The 20,980-nt window shown below is 43.4% G+C and carries 14 protein-coding genes and 1 pseudogene; 5 read left to right on the top strand and 10 right to left on the bottom strand.

Annotated features, from left to right (window positions below; all coding sequences use genetic code 11):
* Positions 1-110 precede the first annotated feature (110 nt).
* Complete coding sequence (locus ACLHG7_RS14570) at positions 111-1,373, bottom strand: alkane 1-monooxygenase (RefSeq protein ID WP_410211719.1); 1,263 nt, start codon at positions 1,371-1,373, stop codon at positions 111-113.
* A gap of 249 nt (positions 1,374-1,622) precedes the next feature.
* Here ACLHG7_RS14570 and ACLHG7_RS14575 point away from each other — a divergent pair, with 249 nt between their 5' ends.
* The 3 genes from ACLHG7_RS14575 to ACLHG7_RS14585 all read left to right on the top strand — a co-directional run bounded on the left by ACLHG7_RS14575 (position 1,623) and on the right by ACLHG7_RS14585 (position 4,469).
* Positions 1,623-2,570 (top strand): cupin domain-containing protein, encoded by a 948-nt coding sequence (locus ACLHG7_RS14575; protein ID WP_410211720.1) that lies wholly within the window; start codon positions 1,623-1,625, stop codon positions 2,568-2,570.
* A 149-nt stretch (positions 2,571-2,719) separates the two neighbouring features.
* Positions 2,720-3,772 carry a recombinase RecA gene (gene recA, locus ACLHG7_RS14580; protein WP_114898306.1) on the top strand — a complete coding sequence of 351 codons (1,053 nt, stop codon included), beginning with the start codon at positions 2,720-2,722 and terminating at the stop codon, positions 3,770-3,772.
* A 115-nt stretch (positions 3,773-3,887) separates the two neighbouring features.
* Complete coding sequence (locus ACLHG7_RS14585; RefSeq protein ID WP_410211721.1) at positions 3,888-4,469, top strand: regulatory protein RecX; 582 nt, start codon at positions 3,888-3,890, stop codon at positions 4,467-4,469.
* Positions 4,470-4,483: 14 nt separating this feature from the next.
* Here ACLHG7_RS14585 and ACLHG7_RS14590 read toward each other — a convergent pair.
* A pseudogene (locus ACLHG7_RS14590) lies at positions 4,484-4,858 on the bottom strand (helix-turn-helix domain-containing protein); the annotation flags it as partial.
* A gap of 782 nt (positions 4,859-5,640) precedes the next feature.
* On the opposite strand from ACLHG7_RS14590, the gene ACLHG7_RS14595 reads away from it, so the two are divergent.
* On the top strand, positions 5,641-6,621 hold the full coding sequence (locus ACLHG7_RS14595) for a YbhN family protein (protein ID WP_410211722.1): 981 nt from the start codon (positions 5,641-5,643) through the stop codon (positions 6,619-6,621).
* Here the strand turns inward: ACLHG7_RS14595 and ACLHG7_RS14600 are convergent.
* The 3 genes from ACLHG7_RS14600 to ACLHG7_RS14610 form a co-directional block, all read right to left on the bottom strand.
* Positions 6,618-8,333: a hypothetical protein gene (locus tag ACLHG7_RS14600; protein WP_410211723.1), complete on the bottom strand. Its 1,716-nt coding sequence runs from the start codon at positions 8,331-8,333 to the stop codon at positions 6,618-6,620. The two genes, ACLHG7_RS14595 and ACLHG7_RS14600, sit on opposite strands and share 4 nt — an antisense overlap.
* Before the next feature lie 370 nt (positions 8,334-8,703).
* Complete coding sequence (locus ACLHG7_RS14605) at positions 8,704-9,324, bottom strand: TetR/AcrR family transcriptional regulator (RefSeq protein ID WP_410211724.1); 621 nt, start codon at positions 9,322-9,324, stop codon at positions 8,704-8,706.
* A gap of 554 nt (positions 9,325-9,878) precedes the next feature.
* On the bottom strand, positions 9,879-10,160 hold the full coding sequence (locus ACLHG7_RS14610; protein ID WP_410211725.1) for a hypothetical protein: 282 nt from the start codon (positions 10,158-10,160) through the stop codon (positions 9,879-9,881).
* Between the two features lie 187 nt (positions 10,161-10,347).
* On the opposite strand from ACLHG7_RS14610, the gene ACLHG7_RS14615 reads away from it, so the two are divergent.
* Positions 10,348-11,154, top strand: a complete 807-nt coding sequence (locus ACLHG7_RS14615) for a 4'-phosphopantetheinyl transferase family protein (RefSeq protein WP_410211726.1) — start codon at positions 10,348-10,350, stop codon at positions 11,152-11,154.
* 114 nt (positions 11,155-11,268) lie between these two features.
* Here the strand turns inward: ACLHG7_RS14615 and ACLHG7_RS14620 are convergent, their stop codons facing one another.
* From ACLHG7_RS14620 to ACLHG7_RS14640, 5 genes are read right to left on the bottom strand one after another with little or no spacing between them, the layout of a single operon-like run.
* The gene (locus tag ACLHG7_RS14620) at positions 11,269-11,952 is read right to left on the bottom strand and encodes an outer membrane protein (RefSeq protein ID WP_410211727.1); all 684 of its coding nucleotides are present in this window, start codon (positions 11,950-11,952) and stop codon (positions 11,269-11,271) included.
* 27 nt (positions 11,953-11,979) lie between these two features.
* Positions 11,980-12,399 carry a hypothetical protein gene (locus tag ACLHG7_RS14625; RefSeq protein WP_410211728.1) on the bottom strand — a complete coding sequence of 140 codons (420 nt, stop codon included), beginning with the start codon at positions 12,397-12,399 and terminating at the stop codon, positions 11,980-11,982.
* A gap of 13 nt (positions 12,400-12,412) precedes the next feature.
* A complete protein-coding gene (locus ACLHG7_RS14630) occupies positions 12,413-13,231 on the bottom strand; it encodes a thioesterase II family protein (RefSeq protein ID WP_410211729.1) in 819 nt (272 codons plus the stop codon).
* Between the two features lie 51 nt (positions 13,232-13,282).
* Positions 13,283-16,753, bottom strand: coding sequence for a beta-ketoacyl synthase N-terminal-like domain-containing protein (locus ACLHG7_RS14635; RefSeq protein WP_410211730.1), 3,471 nt, complete (start codon positions 16,751-16,753; stop codon positions 13,283-13,285).
* 49 nt (positions 16,754-16,802) lie between these two features.
* On the bottom strand, positions 16,803-20,975 hold the full coding sequence (locus tag ACLHG7_RS14640; RefSeq protein WP_410211731.1) for an SDR family NAD(P)-dependent oxidoreductase: 4,173 nt from the start codon (positions 20,973-20,975) through the stop codon (positions 16,803-16,805).
* Positions 20,976-20,980: the final 5 nt, after the last annotated feature.

Genomic DNA, 20,980 nt, shown 5'->3' on the forward strand with positions numbered 1-20,980 from the left:
AAGACTTACTATCTCACACTAAAGCACTTGGATGTCGCATCGATACCATCATTCACATAAAAAAAGCCCCACTATAACGGTGAGGCTTCTTAAAATGGCTTCGTTCTCGCTTAAGCTTCTACAGGCTCTTTACTTGAACTATCTTCAAGAGACTGAACAGGTGCAGACTCAACGATGCCATATTTCTTCATCAGTGCTTTACGTTTCGCAGGCAAGATATTCGCCTTGGTTAAATCACCTTTATAGTGCTCTACCACACGTTTATCCATCATCTTGAACCAGATTGATGGGATATACGCAGGCAGCAGCATGGATGCGTAGCCTGATGGTAATTGTGGTGCTTTTTCAAAATGACGCAGCGCTTGGAAACTACGTGTTGGATGCGCATGGTGATCGGAGTGACGTTGTAATTGATACAAGAACAAGTTGGTCACAATGTTATTGCTGTTCCAGCTATGTTCGGGCATGGTCCGTTCATACTTACCATCGGCTTTCTTCTGACGCATTAAACCATAGTGCTCAACATAGTTGATCACTTCAAGCAGACTGAAGCCATAGACGGCCTGAATACCTAAGAATGGAATGACCTTACGCCCAAAAACTGCAATCATCGCGCCATAGAGACCAGTGGTCATTGCCCAGCCTTGAATCAATTCATTTTCCAAAGACCAGAACTTTTTACCACGACGTGCTAAACGTGTTTTTTCAATTTCGATTGCAGATTTAAAGCTGCCTATCACTGAGCGTGGGAAGAACTGCCAGAATGTCTCGCCCATTTTTGAACTTGCTGGATCTTCTGGGGTTGCAACACGCTTGTGATGACCATAAGGATGCTCAACACGGAAGTGTCCATAGGCGGTTGGGGCAAGCGCTAAATGAGACAACATTTGATGGAATTTATCACTCTTATGACTGAGCTCATGACCCGTATTGATCGCAATACCATTTAATGCACCAATAGATAATGCAATGCCAAGCTTATCAATAGCTGGCGTATCTTTACGGGTATATAAATAAGCACCTAAAAATAATGCAATATATTGTAAAGGAATAAAGGCCTTAACTACTTTTGCGTAATAAGGGTCGTTTTCTAATTTAGCAACAACCTCTTCAGGCGGATTGTTTTTGTCATCGCCAATAATGCGATCAAACATCGGAATAATCACATGAATCATGATTGGACCAAACCAAGCTAATCCACGCATTTTTTTCGGTGCTACACGATAAATCAAAAATGCGCCGATACCAATCACAGGAACAGCAGGACTTAACACCCACAGATAACGCTTTGCATCAACCCATTGATTTGATTTTGCGTTTTGAGTTTCTGTATTATCTGCGTCAAGCAGTTCAATCATCGTTTGAGCATTCATGGATAGCCTCAACCTGTCTTTATCAAGTGTCAGCAATTATCCGGCACATGAATTGACTAGACTAGTTGTCAACGTCCGTAAATTTTATGCTATCCCCCATATTTGAGATAAAGCATAGTTATCGTCCAAAAAACATCACTAAAACCCCGAAAACTTTTAAAACACTGAGCGACTACATTATTTTATGGATATTCTTCACCACCTAGCGCTATGCTTTATCAATTGTGAATAACGTAATATAGAAGATCAATGGACGCACTTAGTCATATTCTTGAAGACATTCACCTGAGCCAAGCCGAATATTTATACGTCAGTGGTCATGGGGATTGGTTAGTTGATCTCCCGCAACAATCCGCAGTCATCATCTATGTTGTCACCGCAGGTCAGGCCTGTGTCTATTTTAACGATAAGACCCTAACCTTAGAAACAGGGGCTATTTTACTCATTCCATCAGGCATTGAGCATCAATTGGGTAGCCCGGATCCAAAGCACAATGCGGATCAGCCGAAACGCACAGCACTTCAATCCTTACTGTTTTCAGGGAATGACAACTTACTCATTCATGTTGGTGTGGGGCACACTCAAGCTGTAGTCCTGGCCGTACGCTGTCAGATTGATATCGAGATGAGTAAACCCTTACTCTCAGCGCTACCGAATTATTTTCTATTACATGGCGAAGCGGACAACTCAGCACCGCCATGGTTGCAACTGGGTCTGCAATTTCTGGGTCTAGAGACAGAGCGTACCAGACCAGGTCGAGACACCTTACTCAATCGACTGGCGAACATGTTTTTTATCGAATGCGTACGCGACTATGTCGAACAGCTCCCTGAAGAAACAGAAAGCTGGCTCACTGCACTCCGTGATCCGACCCTCATGGCCGCGCTTGGGGCAATTCATAACCAACCCGCCCACCCTTGGACTGTAGCCGATCTGGCCAGCATTGCCTGCATGTCGCGCTCAAGTTTTGCAGAACGATTTGCCGATGTGATCGGGCAGCCACCCCTCTCCTATTTGTCCGCACATCGTCTACGCATTGCTGCACGGCACCTCACCCAAAACTATGAAAGCATTGCGCGGATTAGCGAACGGGTCGGTTATGCCTCTGAAGCTGCATTCAGCCAAGCGTTTAAACGTCAATACGATATGTCGCCCAGCCAGTATCGTAAAGAGAGTAAAACACAGGCTTCAGATTAGATGCACTAATCTTTTTTCCAACCGTCAAAAAGCCCACTAAAATCTTCTGCAAAAAAGTGTCACAAAACGCGATTCACACATGTTTTTTGCGTTCACTATAGTATGATTAGCGACACAAATTTATACCTAACGCTTGATTGAGGCTTTGAATGGACGACAACAAAAGTAAGGCGCTAAATGCCGCCTTAGGTCAGATTGAAAAACAATTTGGTAAAAACACCATCATGCGTTTGGGCGATGGCAATGCGATTGCTGCGGTTGAGGCCGTATCAACCGGTTCATTAGGCTTGGATATCGCACTCGGTATCGGTGGACTCCCTAAAGGTCGTATCGTTGAGATCTATGGCCCAGAAAGCTCTGGTAAAACCACATTAACCCTGCAAGTCATTGCTGAATGCCAAAAAACAGGAGGCACTGCAGCTTTCATCGACGCAGAACATGCACTCGATCCAGAATACGCACGTAAACTCGGTGTCGATGTTGATAATCTCTTGATTTCCCAACCCGATCATGGCGAACAAGCACTCGAAATCGCGGATATGCTAGTACGCTCTGGGGCTGTCGATATCATTGTCATTGACTCTGTCGCTGCTCTGACGCCTAAAGCTGAAATTGAAGGTGAAATGGGCGACTCACATATGGGTCTGCAAGCCCGTTTGATGAGCCAAGCACTGCGTAAAATTACCGGTAATGCGAAACGTTCAAACTGTATGGTGATTTTCATCAACCAGATCCGGATGAAAATTGGTGTCATGTTTGGTAGCCCAGAAACCACCACAGGTGGTAATGCACTGAAATTCTATGCATCCGTGCGTTTGGATATCCGCCGTATTGGTCAGATCAAAGAAGGCGATGAAATCGTTGGTTCTGAAACCAAAGTCAAAGTAGTCAAAAACAAAGTCGCTCCACCCTTCCGCGAAGCGTTGTTCCAAATCATGTATGGCCAAGGCACGAACCGCTTGGGCGAGCTAGTAGACTTAGCCGCTAAAGAAGAAATCGTGCAAAAATCGGGTGCATGGTACGCTTATAACGGCGGTAAGATTGGTCAAGGTAAAAACAACGTAGTGCGCTATTTTGAAGAAAATCCAGCTGTGGCTGAAGAAATCGACAAAGAACTGCGTAAACGTTTACTGACTAAAGTAAAGCCAGAGCATCTTGAAATTGAAGCAGAGCCTCTACCTGAAGAGCTGTTGGATGCTTAATCAGTGACAGATTAAAGCGACCTTCGGGTCGCTTTTTTGTTGGAATCTGCACATGATAAGGTGATCAATTCCATCCCATCAATCATGTAGAATAGGCTCAAGGAGGCTTCAAATCATGCCTTACCCCTACCCTAAAAAACGAACTCGCATAGATAAAGAGCAACCGAGTACGGTGCCTACTATAGATGATGACTTTGAAGTAGTCGAGGCGACGGTGCTTCCCAAGACACCTCCTGAAAAAATGCCACCAACTGGCGCACGACTTCGCGGGCTTGCATTTGCCATGCTAGGAAGGCGCGAATATTCAGAGCAAGAGTTTCGAAACAAACTCTTAGAGCTAGAAGCTAGTCCTGAGGAAGTGGCCGAGCTTGTCCAAGAATTCAAAACTTACAATTATCAAAGCGATCAACGCATGGCCGAGATGATCGTACGAGCCAATGTCCGCAAAGGGCGTGGTCCTGCACGCGTTAAACAAACGCTGCGTGAACGTCACGTCAATCCAGAGCTTGCGGCGGAGGATATAATAGAGACCAATTGGCTAGCCTTGGCACGTGCACTGCGTATCAAAAAATTTGGCGTAGAACTCCCAACCGACCCCAAAGAAAAAGCCCGTCAGCTGCGTTTTTTACAATATCGGGGCTTTGATGGGCAGACCTGTAGTAAGGCCGTGATGAATAGTGGGTTTGAGGAGGATTAAAATAATTTATTCCTTCAACTATCTAATTGCCCATGATGTGTTTGTCGATATAACCCTGGGGTAACACCGGTCCACTTTTTAAATGCACGGTGAAAAGTACAGGTATCACTAAATCCAACTTGCTCAGCAATATCAACAATGGTCAATTGCTGTACGCCAAGTAAATCAATCGCCATATCACGTCGTAAGTCATCTTTAACCTTTTGATAACTACTGCCTTCGTCAGTAAGTCGTCTGTGTAAGGTTTTTGGGGAGAGATGCAGTTGTTCAGCAACTTCTTTTAAGGTCGGCATTTCCATAGCGATATAGGCTTTTAACAACTCGCGAATACGTGAGGTCAGCGGAGTGATATTTTTAAACTGAGTCAGTAATTGTGCTGGGTCAGTCTTGATAACTACACGGCTTACTAAGCTTTCAACATCCATATTCAGTGGCTTAGTACCGTGTAATGCCGTATTCACAAAATAAATTGAAACCGTATCGTGCTCCATAGCATACTCTTTTTGTTAAGCAAGCAGACTTCTGCATCCATTGTCAGCTTCGATTAATATTACAGACTTCAAGGTGTAGATCTCGCACCTTGAGTCAGACCAACCACCACTTCAGTTAATAAGTACACATAAGTCACCGCAATGAAACTTTTCTAAAAAGAGGCATGGCAACTGACCATGCATTTATTTATTCATTTTACAAAGCGATATGCCTTTCCATACTTAAATGATATACCTCCATGTCATAGATCTTAGGGATCTTAATTCTGCCGACTCAAAATCCGACACATGTAGCATTTAAAAAATATAACATGTGTCGGATTTCAAAACAAGTAGGTTTGGAACAGATCTATATGTCGGATGCTATTTATGAGCTTAGTCGTGTAGCCCGCACTTAGAAATCTGAGCCCCTCCAAACCTAAACCAAATAAAAGTCGCGAACAGCACTACGGACAATATCGAATTTCTGCTAAAAAACATTCATAAAAACTGTGACGAGTCATACAAAATAATAAAAATTAAAACATAAGTTATTGTTATTAAAATAATTCAAAAAGTCATTTATTCTGCTGAATGGGAATATCTTAAAGAAGTAAAGCAGGTTAAGCTTAAAACAGCGCTGTTGTTGGTCTCTGTCAGGATCAGCTATCCCACGATGCGATATTCAAAAGGCTGAACCTATGAATGAGTCTTATCTTTCAGGCTGGCGTTACGGAGCAGTCATCATGTCCGTCGTGTTGGCGGCCGTAGGCTATCTGGTCTTTTCTCTGTGGGGCGGCTGGCAAGCCGTTAGTACTGCTGTTGGTAAAGTTGGACTGCTGGGCCTCAGCATTGTGCTGCTCCTGTCTTTACTCAACTATGGGCTACGGTTTCTACGCTGGCAGCAATACCTTCGTATACTCGGCCACCCCGTGCCTTGGCGCCCCAATTTAAGCATCTATTTAGCAGGCTTTGCACTTACCACAACTCCTGGAAAAGTTGGCGAAGCCTTACGCAGTATTTTGCTCAAAGCCCGCGGCGTACCCTACCCAACCAGCTTCGCTGCTTTATTTAGTGAGCGTCTATCTGATTTGTTTGCCATCGTTTTACTGGCATTGTCTGGCTTGACCCTACATGCCAGCCCTGTCATCGTCGTGGGTGGAATACTCATCATCTTATGTACGGTGACCCTGACTCGTAAGGGGTTAATTGAGTGGTTCATGCAGCGTATCCCAGAACAGCGCGGAAAAATATTAGGATTCATTTGGCATGTTCTGGCTGTGATGCTCGAAGCTCGGCGTTGTCATCGCTTTGGAACATTAATTGCTGCAACTCTGGTTAGTCTTAGCGCATGGGGCGCAGAGGCTGTTGGTTTTTATTGGATACTGACATGGATGGGGATGGATGTATCACTGTCCTTTGCCTGCTTTGTCTACGCCCTGTCCATACTGGTCGGTGCACTGATTTTTATCCCCGGTGGGCTGGGTGGAGCTGAAGCCACCATGACCATATTATTGGTCTGGAAAGGAATGCCTCACGCTGATGCCATCGCAGCGACGGTATTAATCCGCTTATGTACCTTATGGTTTGCGGTTGGCATCGGGAGCATCTTCTTACTCAGTGTCAAAAAAGATACCTCATCGCAGCAACTCAACTCTCAAGCCGAAGTAGAGTCCTACTAAAACTGAAGGACGCCATTCACAGGAGGCAGTTCTGCCGAGATAAAGCGCTCCTTCTCATCACTCCAATTCATAATTTCATACGTTTTTAAGACATCTTTTTTAAACTGATAAGCCAGTTCAATCGGTGCGCCCACATGAGATACGGACTGCACAGTAATCTCAATATCATCAAGATTAACGGTCTGTCCCACAGTAAAACGATATGGCGGCGTAATCAGCCCATAAAAAGGCTTCTTGCCGCGCAGAACCAAACGATCGGCTTCAGGTCGTGCCAATTCAAAATGTTCGGGCCCCGCGATCAAGGAACGAACTCTAGTAATTGTTGGCGTAGGTCGTGTCGGTGCAGTACCGAGCGATAGGGTCTGATCCTTGAGCAGTGGAAAAGTCACATTAAAAGGATAGCTGCGGCTTGAAATCAACAATATACGTCGATCAGCCCCACTGCTGTTGGGCAACCCCACTACCTGTGTGTCCATCTTTTGATCCAGTAGATCGGTAGACTTCGCCATAGCTAAATAAAACAGCGGACTTAAATACAAGTGCAGAATCAACATGACGCCTATAAATATCCGAACCGTCCGCCTCACTGGGAGATCTAAACCTCCCTCACGATAATGATGAATATACAGCGCAAGTAAACCCGATGCGCCGAAACTCACATACAGCAAAGCGCGGCTGACAGGGGTTGAGCCACAAATCGGAATCGCTGCAATCAACATCCCCAAAGCATAAAAGCGTGCAACAGGTGAACTGCGCAGCAAGGGCCAGAAAAACCACGTGAGAATCGACAGAATCACCACTGCATAGGCCAATGCCGGCAACATCATAGTCATACGCTGCGGCAATGTTTCAAAAACCCAAAAAGCTTCAGCAGGCGGCGGAAAGAATTGACTAATTAAATAAGCAGGGAGGCGATACAAAACTTCTTGTAAGAAAAACGTCGGGTGGTGACCAGGATCGAGATAAAAGCCGGGACCCGTGGTGCCATAACCCGCCACATGCCAATACCCCAACCACGCCAAACCAATTGCTGCATAAGGCAATAAATGAACAATCGAAACAAACCATTTACGCCCAGACAAAAACAGCTCGTATGCCAGTAAATAACCACTAATCGCCAGCGCTGACTCACCACTCGACAAACCGACCAAAAACAACAGCGCAGCAGGCACACGCCAGAACAAGTTGCTACGACGATGACACCATAAGCACAACAAACCACAAATCAGACAAATCAAGATATTACGATTGCATAGCCAAGCAACGGCATTGGCATGTGGTGGGTCAATCGCAAACAGAATGACGGCCAGTCCAGCCGCCCATGCAGGCATGAGCGAGCGATAAGTTAAACCAACCACCCACACTAGCAGCGCATACCACAGCATGGAATGCAGATGCATGAGCAGAAAATTATTGGGCCAAAATTTATAGTCTAACTGAATGAACCAGGCTGCTAGAGGTCTAAAAAAACTGACCTTATAATCTGGAAATGTCCACCACGGAAGCACACCGGATTGGATTTGAGCTTCGGTAACGGGGTTCCCGCGGCTAAAAAACTCAAATAAATTATCATGACTACCTGTCAGAAGCGTTAGTCGCTGCTGATAGTCATCCATCATCAGACCGCTACTGAGCATCGGTAAAGATAATAAGAAAGATAAGATCACGGCAAAAAATAGAATATAACGATGCTCGAACAGGGCCGTTTTCATTGAAAAAAATCCTATATGATTTGTTTGTTCTAGTGAGTGATTCCAATAAAAATGATGCGCAAATCCGAACAAATATCAAGCAGTAACTCTCGGATTGTAAGATATTACGATCTTAAAAAAAAGCTGTAGATTCAATCGTAATAGGATATCGACTCTCTCGATAGATCTCTAAGAATGATACATATATCCATTGATCTCTCCATTTTGATCAGTACCGTCGCAAACCTGATATGAAAAGATATCTTTTCTGATACATACCATTGGTACCCATCCTCACTATGTTTTTTTGAAAAAAATCCCGCTGAGAAGCGGGATTTTTTAAAGTGATTAAAGATCGCTATATTTTAGAAATTAGTACTTTTAAGAAGAACTACTCAAGCACAGGTGCAGTGGCCATGAGCGAGTCAAGCACTAAGTGAATGAATAGACCCGCATTGGGTTGATGTTGAAGCGCTAAACCTTGAACCAGCCCCACAAATAAATCAGCTAATTTGGCCGAATCAATGGGCGGAAGTTTTCCTTTCATAGCAAAAATAGTTTCAAGGAGTTGGCCCAGTGCGACTCGATTCGTTTCTTGAAGTGCATGATAAGATTTTGCAAAAGTGGGATTACTACGTGCATATAACTGCAACTCAATATCAAGCATTGCACAATCATGCCTCTCATCAAGACTTGCAATATAGTGATTTAATGCTATAGCGATATCGCCATTTGCTTCAGCAATCAGCTTACCGAGCAAGTTAATATCTTCCTCTTTTTGCAATCTCATCAATTCTAATAAGATGGACTCTTTATTCTCAAAATTAGAAAAGAACGCACCTTTTGTGAAGCCTGCAAGATTAACGATATCACTGATGCTTGTCCCCTCGTAGCCACGATTAGCCACAGCATGATGTGCAGCTTCGAGCAAACGTTTACGGGTTTCTTGCTGACTGGTTACCCTAAGACTGACTTCTTTTTTTTCACTGGAAAAATCTATCGCATGGTTCATGAACGAATCCTTGTGTACAAGTAGCAAAATTCATAAAATTGAAATAACTATTTATTATTCTACGAATCTTAAAGACGATACTCATAGATGCGATGTGCAAGCCGTCAGTGGCATAAGCACAATTTTATTTTTATAAAACAACTATCTAACTAAACATACCAACAACTTCAAAACGTCAGAAAAGAATAGAATGTTCCCTAGTCTGGTTATGCAAACACTATAACGATGAGGCTACCAATACCTCGGGTAGAATCATACAGGTATAAGTTACACTCAAAAAATAGACGATCAATAAAAACAGAGTTAAGTAGAACTTACATAAGCGTCAAGTAGTCGACTATTTTCTCACAAAACGCTTAAATTTTAAACACAATTCTAAAAATAACTCAGAAAGCGAAGCTAGAAAAACTTAACAAGTTGCATGACTATATGATGCTAATCAGTTAATCATGAATTTCAACTAGCCAAATGCTTCCCACAAAAAACAGCACCGTCACTGAATGATTAAGTGCTGTCATGTAAGTGTGAAAAAACTGATTATCCGACTTATTGGATTAAAAAACGGACCATTTTGAAGGCAATTTTTCTTGCTGCTTTATCGTATTTTCAGCGATAGAATCTAGGATAAGATTAATCAAATCTTGTTTAGATATTTTCAAAGTGGCCGATTGATTATTTAAGAACTGTTCTGTTTCTGGTTTTAAAATTACCTGCGTCAGTGTTGGCTCATTCAACGGAGTCTTACTTTGATTTTCTAGCTCTAAGCCCCTTCCGACTGACTCATGTAAAACAGATGAAAGTGATTTATTCATAAAATTATTTACTGTTGAATTCATAGCTCTAACTCCCAAAAATACTAATGATGTGTACAGTGCTTGCAGTATATGCAGTTGGTTAAAAACTAAAAATACCAATCGGTATCTTGAATAAAATTACTATTTCAACCAGATAAAAAAATTTTATCATGCTGAAAAATTAACATGCATAATCAAAATTAACGTAACCCACCCCATAGAGGTATAGATGAGCATCAGCCAACTGCTGAATGAAGTCCAACCGACTCAGCTCTATCAATTTGAGGTAGTCGATTATAAAAACGTACCCATTTTGCAACGGCGAATAGACCTCTCAAATATTGATAAAACAATGCTCTTTACATTGCCAAATCAACATATACATCTATGGCTTTGGAAAATCTCTGACATCTCACCGCTTGTAAAAAACAATTTTGCCGCGTTACCACTCGAGGTTCAGCATCAAGCAAATTGTATGGTTTCAACGCACCGTAAGCTCACATTCGAATGCGGTCAACTTCTTCTACGAAATCTACTTAGTACCTATCAACAAACGCCTGTAGCCGATTTATCACTGATTAAAACCACCCATGGCAAATGGATCTGGCAAGGGCAATATCCTGCCATTGAATTTAATATCTCCCATTCTGCAGACTACCTTGCTATTGCATTTAGTCGTACCTACGCTTTAGGCATTGATATAGAACATCAACGCGAGAACATCAATTTACGATCATTGGCAAAAGTATCGTTTAGTCCGTGTGAATGGGAGTATTGGCAAAATACCCCACCCCTTCAGCAACTAGAATTGTTTTATGCCGTGTGGAGTCTTAAAGAAGCCTATCTAAAAGCAATTGGCATCGGCTTGATCAAACCGATGTCGTCATATTGTTTATTAAGCTTCATTCAAAACGATGCCATTTGTTCATGTCTAAACATCTGTAGCCAAGCAATAAACCTTTCCATAGTTGAAGGCTATTCAACCGCTTTAGTCGCCATAAAAAATCATGAACTAGTGCAGCTTAGTCAAAAATAAATGAATATTTTCGACCATGCTACATTGTTAGCCATTATCTACACGAAAAAGAATTTCTATGGCCAGACTCGGCCTTCAAAACTATTTTCTGTAAATAGGCGAGAATCAGCCGATTCAAAAAAAGTAACTTAAGCCAAGTTGAAACACCGTAGAACTAGACTTAGTGGTGACATGACCTGGCGGTAAACCTGGAATATCACCAAAATCAATCTTTTGGGTTTTTAAATATCGAATATCAAATGAAGTAATCAAATTTGATACGATGGGAAATCTCAATCCTGCACCGACCTGATAGCCAAAGACATTATCCGTCAAGCTACCGAAGTTACCATCCTGCGTTTGAATATCCTCTCCCCTCACATGTGATAACCCTGCTCCTACACCGAGATAGGGATGCATATTGTAAGAGTTGGTTACTCCAGGGAAGTCATACCAAACATTGGCAAAATAATTCGTTGATTTCTCACGACCTTTAGCAGGTATGGTGCCATTCCCATCGTAAACCCTATCGCTAAACTTATCGAGCTCATTGGTGCTCATTGAAATTTCTAGCTCTGGGCGAAATCCTGAGATATCTTTCCAACCCGCAGTAAGCCCATAAACATAAGCATCCTGTAGATCATTCTTAAATTTCATGTTTACAAACGCATCGCCATTCTGCTTTAGCCGCTGACTATACTCATGATTCAGCCCCCCGATAATGCCTATATACCCACCTGTTTCCGCATGAGCCAGCATAGGTAGGCATAACAATGTGGCAAAAAAATAAGCCTTAGAAAAATACATCTTTGATAACATTTTGTTCCCCCTGATTTTATAAAAGATTTAGCTTTGATTACGCTCCGCTAAAACAACCATTCTTTGTAAACTTTCAGATAACGCTTTTTGCAACTTTCCCTTTAGAATACGAGCCAAAATGACGCCTAAAGGACCTTTAATCGTCGCACCATGAGTAACGCGAATCTCTTTGGTAGAAACAGGCTCAATCCGATGACTAAAGTTTAAAGCTAAACCGCGCAGTTTGACCGTATTTGAATAATGTTGTTGATAAGCAACTTCTTCGAGTACAAAAGAGAGTTCAGGACCATTTTTGAGTTTAAATGCCCCCTGACTGCCTATGATGAATGGCCCTTCTAAACGGCTCCATGCAACATCCGTATCCCAAACTGGAGAGTTCTCCACATCCGTCCATAACTGCCAGATTGCGGCAGCTGATGCGCTGGTCATAACACTGGTGCTAATCATAAAAAACTCTCTTTTAGATGAATTCGTTTAAATCGCTGGTATGAACAACCGATTTGTCGCTATAACGCACGATATCTCGAGTAATTTGCTCAGCGACGTTTCTCTTTAACAAACTTAGATAGAAATGCCCTCCGTGATATTCATGATTACGAAAAGATGAAGTGGTTAACGCTTGCCAAGCATTCATTTCAACCTCCGTCACCATTGCGTCCTGATTGCCATAAAATCCAGAAATAGGAATATCGATACGATAGTCTCGACTAATCTGATACGTTTCGCAGACCTTAAAATCTGCGCGCATGACTTTTAAAAAATGCTCTCGTTGTCGTACGTCTTGTATGACGCTCAAAGGTGTTCCTCCCATCGCCAGAATATGATTGAGCAATGCAGCATCAGACAGTTGATGCATTGCATAGCCTATTCGCGAAGGCAAATGGGGAGCATACCGACCTGACACCCCCAACCAAATAGGTTTAGGCAAACCTCGCAGGGCAACTTGCTGAGCAAATTCATAAGCAACCAAACTACCCATGCTATGTCCAAATAACGCATAAGTCTGGTCAAGGGCAGGGCTAAGTTCCTGTATCAAATGTGAAACCAAATCATTCATATCATGGCGCAATGCATCAGCATGTTCACGTCCAGGGTATTCCACAGCAACGATATCCCAATGTTCTGGGAAGCAATTCCGCCATGAAATATAGCTTTGTGCACAGCCTCCAGCGTGATGAAAGAAAAAGATTCGAATTTTTTTTAAAGAGGATCCTTCTTGATCTCTTCCAGAATCGAATAACTCCACCTCAAATCGCGATAGATCTAATATTTGATTCATGATCTGACCTCGTTTTTGGATTGAAGACCGTTTTTAGTCTTTTTCTGTGGATTAGGCTGTATGTTTACGCTGCAACGCGTATATTTCTTTATTGATCACTTGCGACGTAATATCCGCACTGCCGATCACCTCAGAAGCATGTCGTAACTTAATATTGACTTGGCCGGTTTGTAGTAAACCAGTCCATCGTTCAAGTTGATGAGTAGGAATAAGCTCCAAAGTTGAATGACGAGGAATCGGTGCATTGAGCTCAAAGCGCAAGTGCAACAAGTTCATCGGCATACCAACAGGGATATCCAGTTTTTCATGCGCAACAAGCATAAAACATTGTCTCGCCACCTCTAGAAAGTAGAGTATCGACAAAGATGAGGAATCACCCTGAGCAAGATAATGATCTGGGGGTAAGGCACACGTCTTTACAGAAATTTCTGAATCGCACTCCAAGATGTCACTAACCAGAATATTTTCTGGCCGTGCTTTGTGGAGTAGATGTTGTTGCTGACAAGGCTTGGCGCTAATACCATGTGCGCTGAGACGGCTCATCACTAAAGCGACTCCGACATTGCAGCTACATAATAAATTTTGATTTTGTGTGACGCTGACCTCATATGCCGTCGCGGTAACTTTTTTCAGAGTAATTTGAATCGGTAGCGTTTTTTCTGCATATCGTTTGAACTGGATATCAATGCTTTTTACAAAGGTTACCCCCGCAAAACTGTCTGCTTTATACTGATCAACCAACTGTAAAATTCCCCCTAGAAGTAAAATGCCAGGGACATGATCTAAAGCATGATCAAAAAAATAAGGGTGATTTTCATTAACATGTAAGAACGTACTCGATCCAAAAGGGGTGTGTACGGGTTGATCAATAAGGCGATGCAACGGCGCAAGAGGCTGTGATGGCTCTAGACGTTGCACTGGGCTGAGTACAGAGGATTGATGCAGCCTCTGCAAAAGCTGAGCTCGGACTCTAAGACTGGTTTGAAGCGACTCAACCAAGGCGTTATTGGCATCGATCATCCATCCTAAATCCCGAGCTGGATAAAGCTCGTGATCGGATAACTGTGCAACTGTCGGTATTGCAGCAGTGATCGGCGCCTGAATCGACTGCTCTACCAGCAATTCACTTTCAATCGCACGTGAAAACCGAATCTCAAGTGGTAACGTGACAGGAATATCTTCAGTTGTCGTAACTAACTTTTCTTTTTCTAGGAATAGCCAAAACTGAGGTTGCCCCTTGAGTCTGACTTCAATCGCCACATTCAGATCTGGTCCATATACTGCAGCAGCTAACGATTCAATGCCTGTGGCTTCCGACAAAAAGCCAGTATATTTTTGAGCACCTTGCAGCGGATGCATTGTATCTGGTTGTAATTCACAAATTTCTATCGCCAGTCCCGTCAATGACGCTTTGGCTAAAACGCATGCCTCTTCGATATTTTTTGTGATTACTGCATCAACGACACACGTCAACTTGGCCAAGATTTTTTCTTGATTATTGAGCGCACTCTGATACGGTTTAGCCACCAATAATCCGACCCCCTCCCCATGTGTAATGGGATGAGAAGATGCACGAAGGGCATCTGCAGAACAATTGATATAATGACCAGCACCCAAAACCAAGGTACGGCAATCCCCTAACCACGCAGGTGCATTGCGTAATGCATTCCAAAATAGCCCAGATGCGCCAGAGAGTGTTTGATGAAATCCTTGAAGATCAAGAACCCGAGTTGGGTAGCCAGAAACCATCGTAGGCAACATCGTGCCCACATCATCAACGATAATATCTGGTGCAGAGTGTTCATCACCACCAAAGTAATTATCTATTTTTTTATATAAATCGAAAAAATGCTCACCACCCATGTTTGCACACATGACCAGCGCCGTATCTGACAAATTGCCTGCAAGAATATTTTCTCGGAGCATCGTCTTACAGCGAGATGTCACCAAAAGCTTAAAGGCATCTACATAAGCAAGCTGCTTTGGCCCCATTCTAAAGTTGGCAATATCAATGGTCATGGTATCGTGAAAAAAGTGCCCCACAAGCGGCGCACTGCCATGCATTGCAACACTAGCAGTATCAAAGCGACTCACAGGAAATGATTGCTCGGTAGCAAATTTAGCCGTCAGGATCCCCTGCTGCCATGCAGTATTGCTAGGAGCTACGGCAAAAGTAGCATCTAAATGTGTGATGGCTAAATCTAATATTTGAACAGCAGGTCGCGAAGTCTTAACCGTAGACTTTGATTTTTTTACCTGATGTTTAGGTACTTCCTCTACGATTAAATGCGCATTCGCTCCCCCAAAACCGAAACTAGAAATACCGATACGCAGAGGGGTATCGCGTTGAGAAAAAGCCTTGCCCTGTGTGGGTAGCTGCAGACATGAATCTTCCAGCAATTTATGAGGCTGGACTGAGACATGAGGTGGAATCATACGATGACGCAGCATCAATAAAACTTTGGCTAAAGATGCTGCCCCAGAAGCCGCTAAAGTATGACCAATAATACTTTTCAAAGAGCCAATCGGAAGGCGCGTCTCTACAGAATGCCGATGCGGCTTAAAAAAGGCCTCAAGCGACTCAAGCTCAGTCGTATCGCCAACCAGCGTCCCCGTGCCGTGAGCTTCAATATAATCGATTTGAACAGGATCAACATCTTGATAAGCTCGTTTATAAGCCTTTATTTGTGCTAGTTTTCCTGGAGAAAAAATAGATCCCTCAGCCCCATCCGAAGAAATCCCAAGCCCTTTTAAAACAGCTAAAGGTTTACGATTGGCTTGAAGTGCATCCTGTAAGGGTTCCAAAAGAAAAGCGGCAACACATTCTCCTGGCACAATGCCATCGGCATCATGTCCAAACGACCGAATCCTGCCAGAAACCGACAGAGCCCCTAATTGTGAAAATCCTAAAAATAAAGCTGGGGGTAAGAAAGCATTAATGCCTGCAACAATCGCTCTTTGCGCTTGTCCGGTTTTAATCAGCTTTTGAGCCGTGTCAATCGCATAAGCAAATGAACTACAAGCGGTGTCGATCGCAATGACAGGCCCTCTTATACCGAGCGATTCCGCCAATACTTGATAATCCGTTAAATCAAACCAGGCTTGAGATTGATGATTCTTTCCTCCAGCCATGAAATAACTCTCATCACTCCAGGACGTTCCCATCACCAAAGCAGTAGCTTCACCATCAAAGATTTCGCCAGCACTGCTTTGAGAGCAAGCATCTCGCATAAGATCCTTAATCACTTTTTGAGTGATTTGTGTCTGTCGTCCCCAAGCAGCAGCAATTACCTGATCATTATCCATAGGCAGACAATACCCCTGATCCAGATAAATTTTATTCAGCTGTTTTGGGATTGGTGAATAGATTGCATCACGAGAGATATGCCAGCGTGCAGGCAAAGGTGTCAACGGTGCGATATCTGCATGTAATATACGCTGCCATAACACCTCAACAGAGTCCGCCCCTGGGAAAACGCCCGCCATCGCACTAAAGCAAAGTTCTGATTGATTTTTTTTCATCACATCCCCCTGACGCATTGATAGATTCTGATTAATGCTAAATATCAGATCAGCCCCACAGACCTTCGGATAAAATATTGAGCGTACGAGGAGAAGTAATTAATACTTGATCGGCTCCTAAAGGATCAGCTAACTCAGCATGAAAATATCGTATTCCTGCAGATGTCGTTATTCCCGCCAACTCATGCTTCTCTAATAACCGTTGCACGGCTTGGCTTGCTAATCCAGTTTCAGTCCATACTGACCATAAATATGTCACGACGCGAACCGAAGCACTTTGATCAGACCATACCTTAGCCAGAGCACTTAATACTTCGTTCGCTGCACAATAGTCGGTTTGCCCAGCATTGCCTGTATGAGCGACCAATGAACTGAAAAAAGCAATCAAACGAGGGGGATGGGCCTGTAAAGCGCGATATAGATATAAGGCAGAACGGGCTTTGGTATGCAGTACACGACGGAATGAATCGGCTGACTTTTCCATGATGAGACTATCCTCCACTACCCCAGCCGCATGGATCACGACATCAATATCGCCCCACGTTTTTTGTATATGGCTGATCGCATAGTTAACATCATGCGGATTGGTGACATCCGCACAAACATATTCAAACCGCCCTCCAACTTGCTGTACGCGGCGAGCAGTCGCGGCAAGATCCCTTTGTCGTTTGGCCTGTTGCAAAGCCGTTTGTAGCGTTGGTAAATCAATTTTTTTAGTGGGTTGTTGTGACTGCAACTGCTTATATACCAAACCAGATAACTCGGATTCACGGGCATGAGGAAAAGGGTCTTCGCCATGCCAATCCGTCCGTCCAAGCGCAATGACTTTACAACCGTAGCGCTGTGCCAGATCAATACCAACTTCAGCAGCAATCCCAACACCACCTCCAAACAATAAGACAACCGAGTCCGTAGTCAACGGTAGTGCATGGGTATCTGAAAGTTCTTCGCAAGGCGAAAAAATTGTTTCGTAAAGGTCTTTCTCATGAATTTCAAGATCATGGCTATCGCTAGAATTGAGTAAACTTTGAACAACCATCACTGCATCTACCGTATTCGCTTCACTTAAACTGACCGTACTGACCTTGATATCATATTGCCGCCATTCATGAGATAAAGAACGGGCGATGCCTCGTACTACAACATCTGCGGGGTCATTACCTGAGGATAGAATGACCCCTAGGTGGCCATGATGAGCAAGCGTTTCCTTGGACAACCCCAGAGCCTTGGCCAGTGAAAATAAGGCAATCGCATTTTGATCCAAACGGCTAACCCAAGATTCTACATCTGCCATTTGACTCGGCTGATCTGGTGTCAGAAAAATGATCGGTAGTTGTGAGTCTTGATCATCAAAATCTTCAAGCACCTTCTTAAGCAATTGATAATCTTCAATAGCAAAAGGATCACAGCCTTCTATACTCCAGACCTCCTGATGAATGAGTAGTATTTTGACATTTACACCGGCGTGCGTTAGTTCTTGCTGAAAACGGTCATAGTTTTCATTTGGAGATCCTATCAACAATAAATCTTTAGGCAGTCCCACCGAAGTAGGAAAAGACCGTTTGGTTTTGTTCAGTGTGTAACGTCCAAGTTGATCCGTTTTGACCACTGATTCTACGACTACAGCTTTAGCCTCAAAGCCACTGAGTAAAGATAATGCTTCAGATAAAGTCGCGCACGCCATTAAAGACTCACCCGCCAGAGCATACTGAGAATCATGAAAAACGGTCTTCTCCCAAAGAGCAGCACGATCAAAACCACTTAGACCCAATTGATCAAAATTAACCTCTTGATGGGTTTCTACTCTATATCCCAGCGCAGTAAGCAACTGACAGATATGATCTCGTATGGCAATTAAATTTGGCGACCAGGGTATTTGTCTAAGATCTAATTTGGAGGAGGCATCAGAGGAATTCTCGTTAAAGGGTGTCGACTGAGCAGATTGAATACCTTTAATTTCTGAAACGGGTTGCTGAGCGATCAAATTTGGGGCCAGAATACTGAGAATGTCATTGGGAGTAACTGCAGTGAATGTCTCAGTCGCATTATCTTGACACTCTGGAAACTCTTTTACTAAGTTAACCAATAGCTGGCTGCGAGCCAAAGAATCAATACCCAAGTTATCAAACGTCAGACTCATATCCACATGATCACGACTGAAACCTGTGATGAGTACCAGTTGTGTTTTCAGCCACTCTTCAACAGAGCTTGAAGAGTGAACAGCAACAGATGAAGCCATTTTTGGCTGCAAAACCTTCAGTACAGAACGAATTGATGTTGCAGAGAATAATAATTTGGCCTGTTCATTGGTGATCGTATATTGCTGAGACATCCGCTCAAATAAGCCTGTAAATGCCAAAGAATCAATACCCAAATCACCAAACTCACTGTCCATATCCAACACATCTGCTGGAAACCCCGTGATCTGGGATATCTGTTGGCGTAACCAGATCTCTAAATTTTGCGCCAAATCACCATGGGCTTGGCGTGGTTCCAACTCCTTCAGGAATTGTTTGTCTAGATTCGAAACATTGGATAAGTCTTCCGGCGCAGTTTTAAAATGGGCACCACGATCTCGATTCAACGAAATATGTTCAGCACTCGCAATCGGTTGAGTGGTATTTCTGTCGTATTGATTTGCATCTTGAGTATTCAATGCTGAGGCTGTGTGAATTGGTGTTTTTGTGGGTAAATCTGAAATCAAACCCAGTCCACGCTCATGTGCAACGAGATAGTCCGTCGTGATCTGGGTGCTTTGATTCAAGAAATGCACCAATGTGGGCATTGCCTCAGAAGATTGAGGATCAATATCCTCAAGCATTTTCTCAACAAGATTAAAATAGCGCCCAATAATTTTACTGTTTTCGCTAAAAAAAGATTGGACGGCATGATCAACTGTTAATTCATTTCCCATGATAAGCCCCTGATGTTTTACATCGATAGATGAATGGATTAAGCCGTGTGCTGCTAACTGTGCAATGACGCGTGCTAGGTGAGCATTTGGCTCTTGTTGTAAAGGATCACAGTGCAGCGCTAAATGTGGTTGTGTTGCCAAATTCTGCTTAAACATTCGCGTTAAAGTGCTGCCTGGACCCACTTCTAAAAAAATCCGAATTCCATCTCGATAAAGCTGTTCACATGTCTCGACCCAGCGTACCTGCTCTGTCATTTGCTCAGTCAACAGCGTTCGAATGGCCTGTCCACCGCCGGACGGATAGGCTCTTGCTGTCACATTTGCGATGACCGGTATCTTGCGTAACTCCTGCAGCTCTCCCGACCTCTCCATGCGGAATAAGTGATCAGTCCAACTTTGTAACGCTTGATGCATATAGGAGGTATGAAATGCACAGGCCGTTTTCAGTGGTGCAACTCGAACGCCGAGCTGTTCACACTGAAGCTGCAATGCAAGTAGATCTTGGCGAGGGCCACCAACCACGGTCTGTTTGGGTGTATTCAGATTTGCAATTTCAATTTTGGGAAAGTCTTGCAGCAATGTTTGTACAAAGTCTGGACCTGCTGCGATTGCTGACATACCGCCCTCAATATTTGTCGAGGCTTGTTCCATGGTCCGACCACGGTATGCTGTAAGCTTTAAAAAAGTGCGGTCCGTCAAAGCACCGGCATACCACAGTGCAGGAATTTCACCATAGCTATGACCCGCAACTATAGAGGCCTTCACACCAAAGCTGTCTATCAACTTCGCCATGGCTGCAGAGACGAATCCAATCAAACTTTGAGCAGCATAAGTTCCCTTGATTTCCGTGCCAGAGTCCTCTTGGGCAGGAAATGCCCAATCGCTTAAAGACCGTTCAAAAATATCAATCCCTTGGCGATCCAGCGTAGCAATAGCGTCATTGAAAACAGACAACTGCGAGTAGCCTTTTAACATGCCCACATATTGCGAACCTTGACCCGGAAAAACGAATGCTAAACTTCCAATGCCGTAAGGCTCGGGCTCAAAGTAAATCCCGTTATCAATATCCTGAATACGTTGCAAGCTATCCCCTGACTGGCTTGACAGCAGTTGATATGCGATATCCCGTTTGCCTGCAAGATCACCCTGATATCGGTCTATTTTTTCTGTATGCGTAAATACGATCGCCAACCAAAAACGTTCAGTTGCTGCCCTAGGAGGCAAAGTCGATTGTGTAAGTTTATGCAGAAGCTCTTCTTTAGAAGAAGCACCATAGACAGCGATACCATATGACCCGATATTAATCATGTCCA

The sequence above is a fragment of the Aquirhabdus sp. genome (assembly GCF_046462495.1).
Taxonomy (GTDB): Bacteria; Pseudomonadota; Gammaproteobacteria; order Pseudomonadales; family Moraxellaceae; genus Aquirhabdus.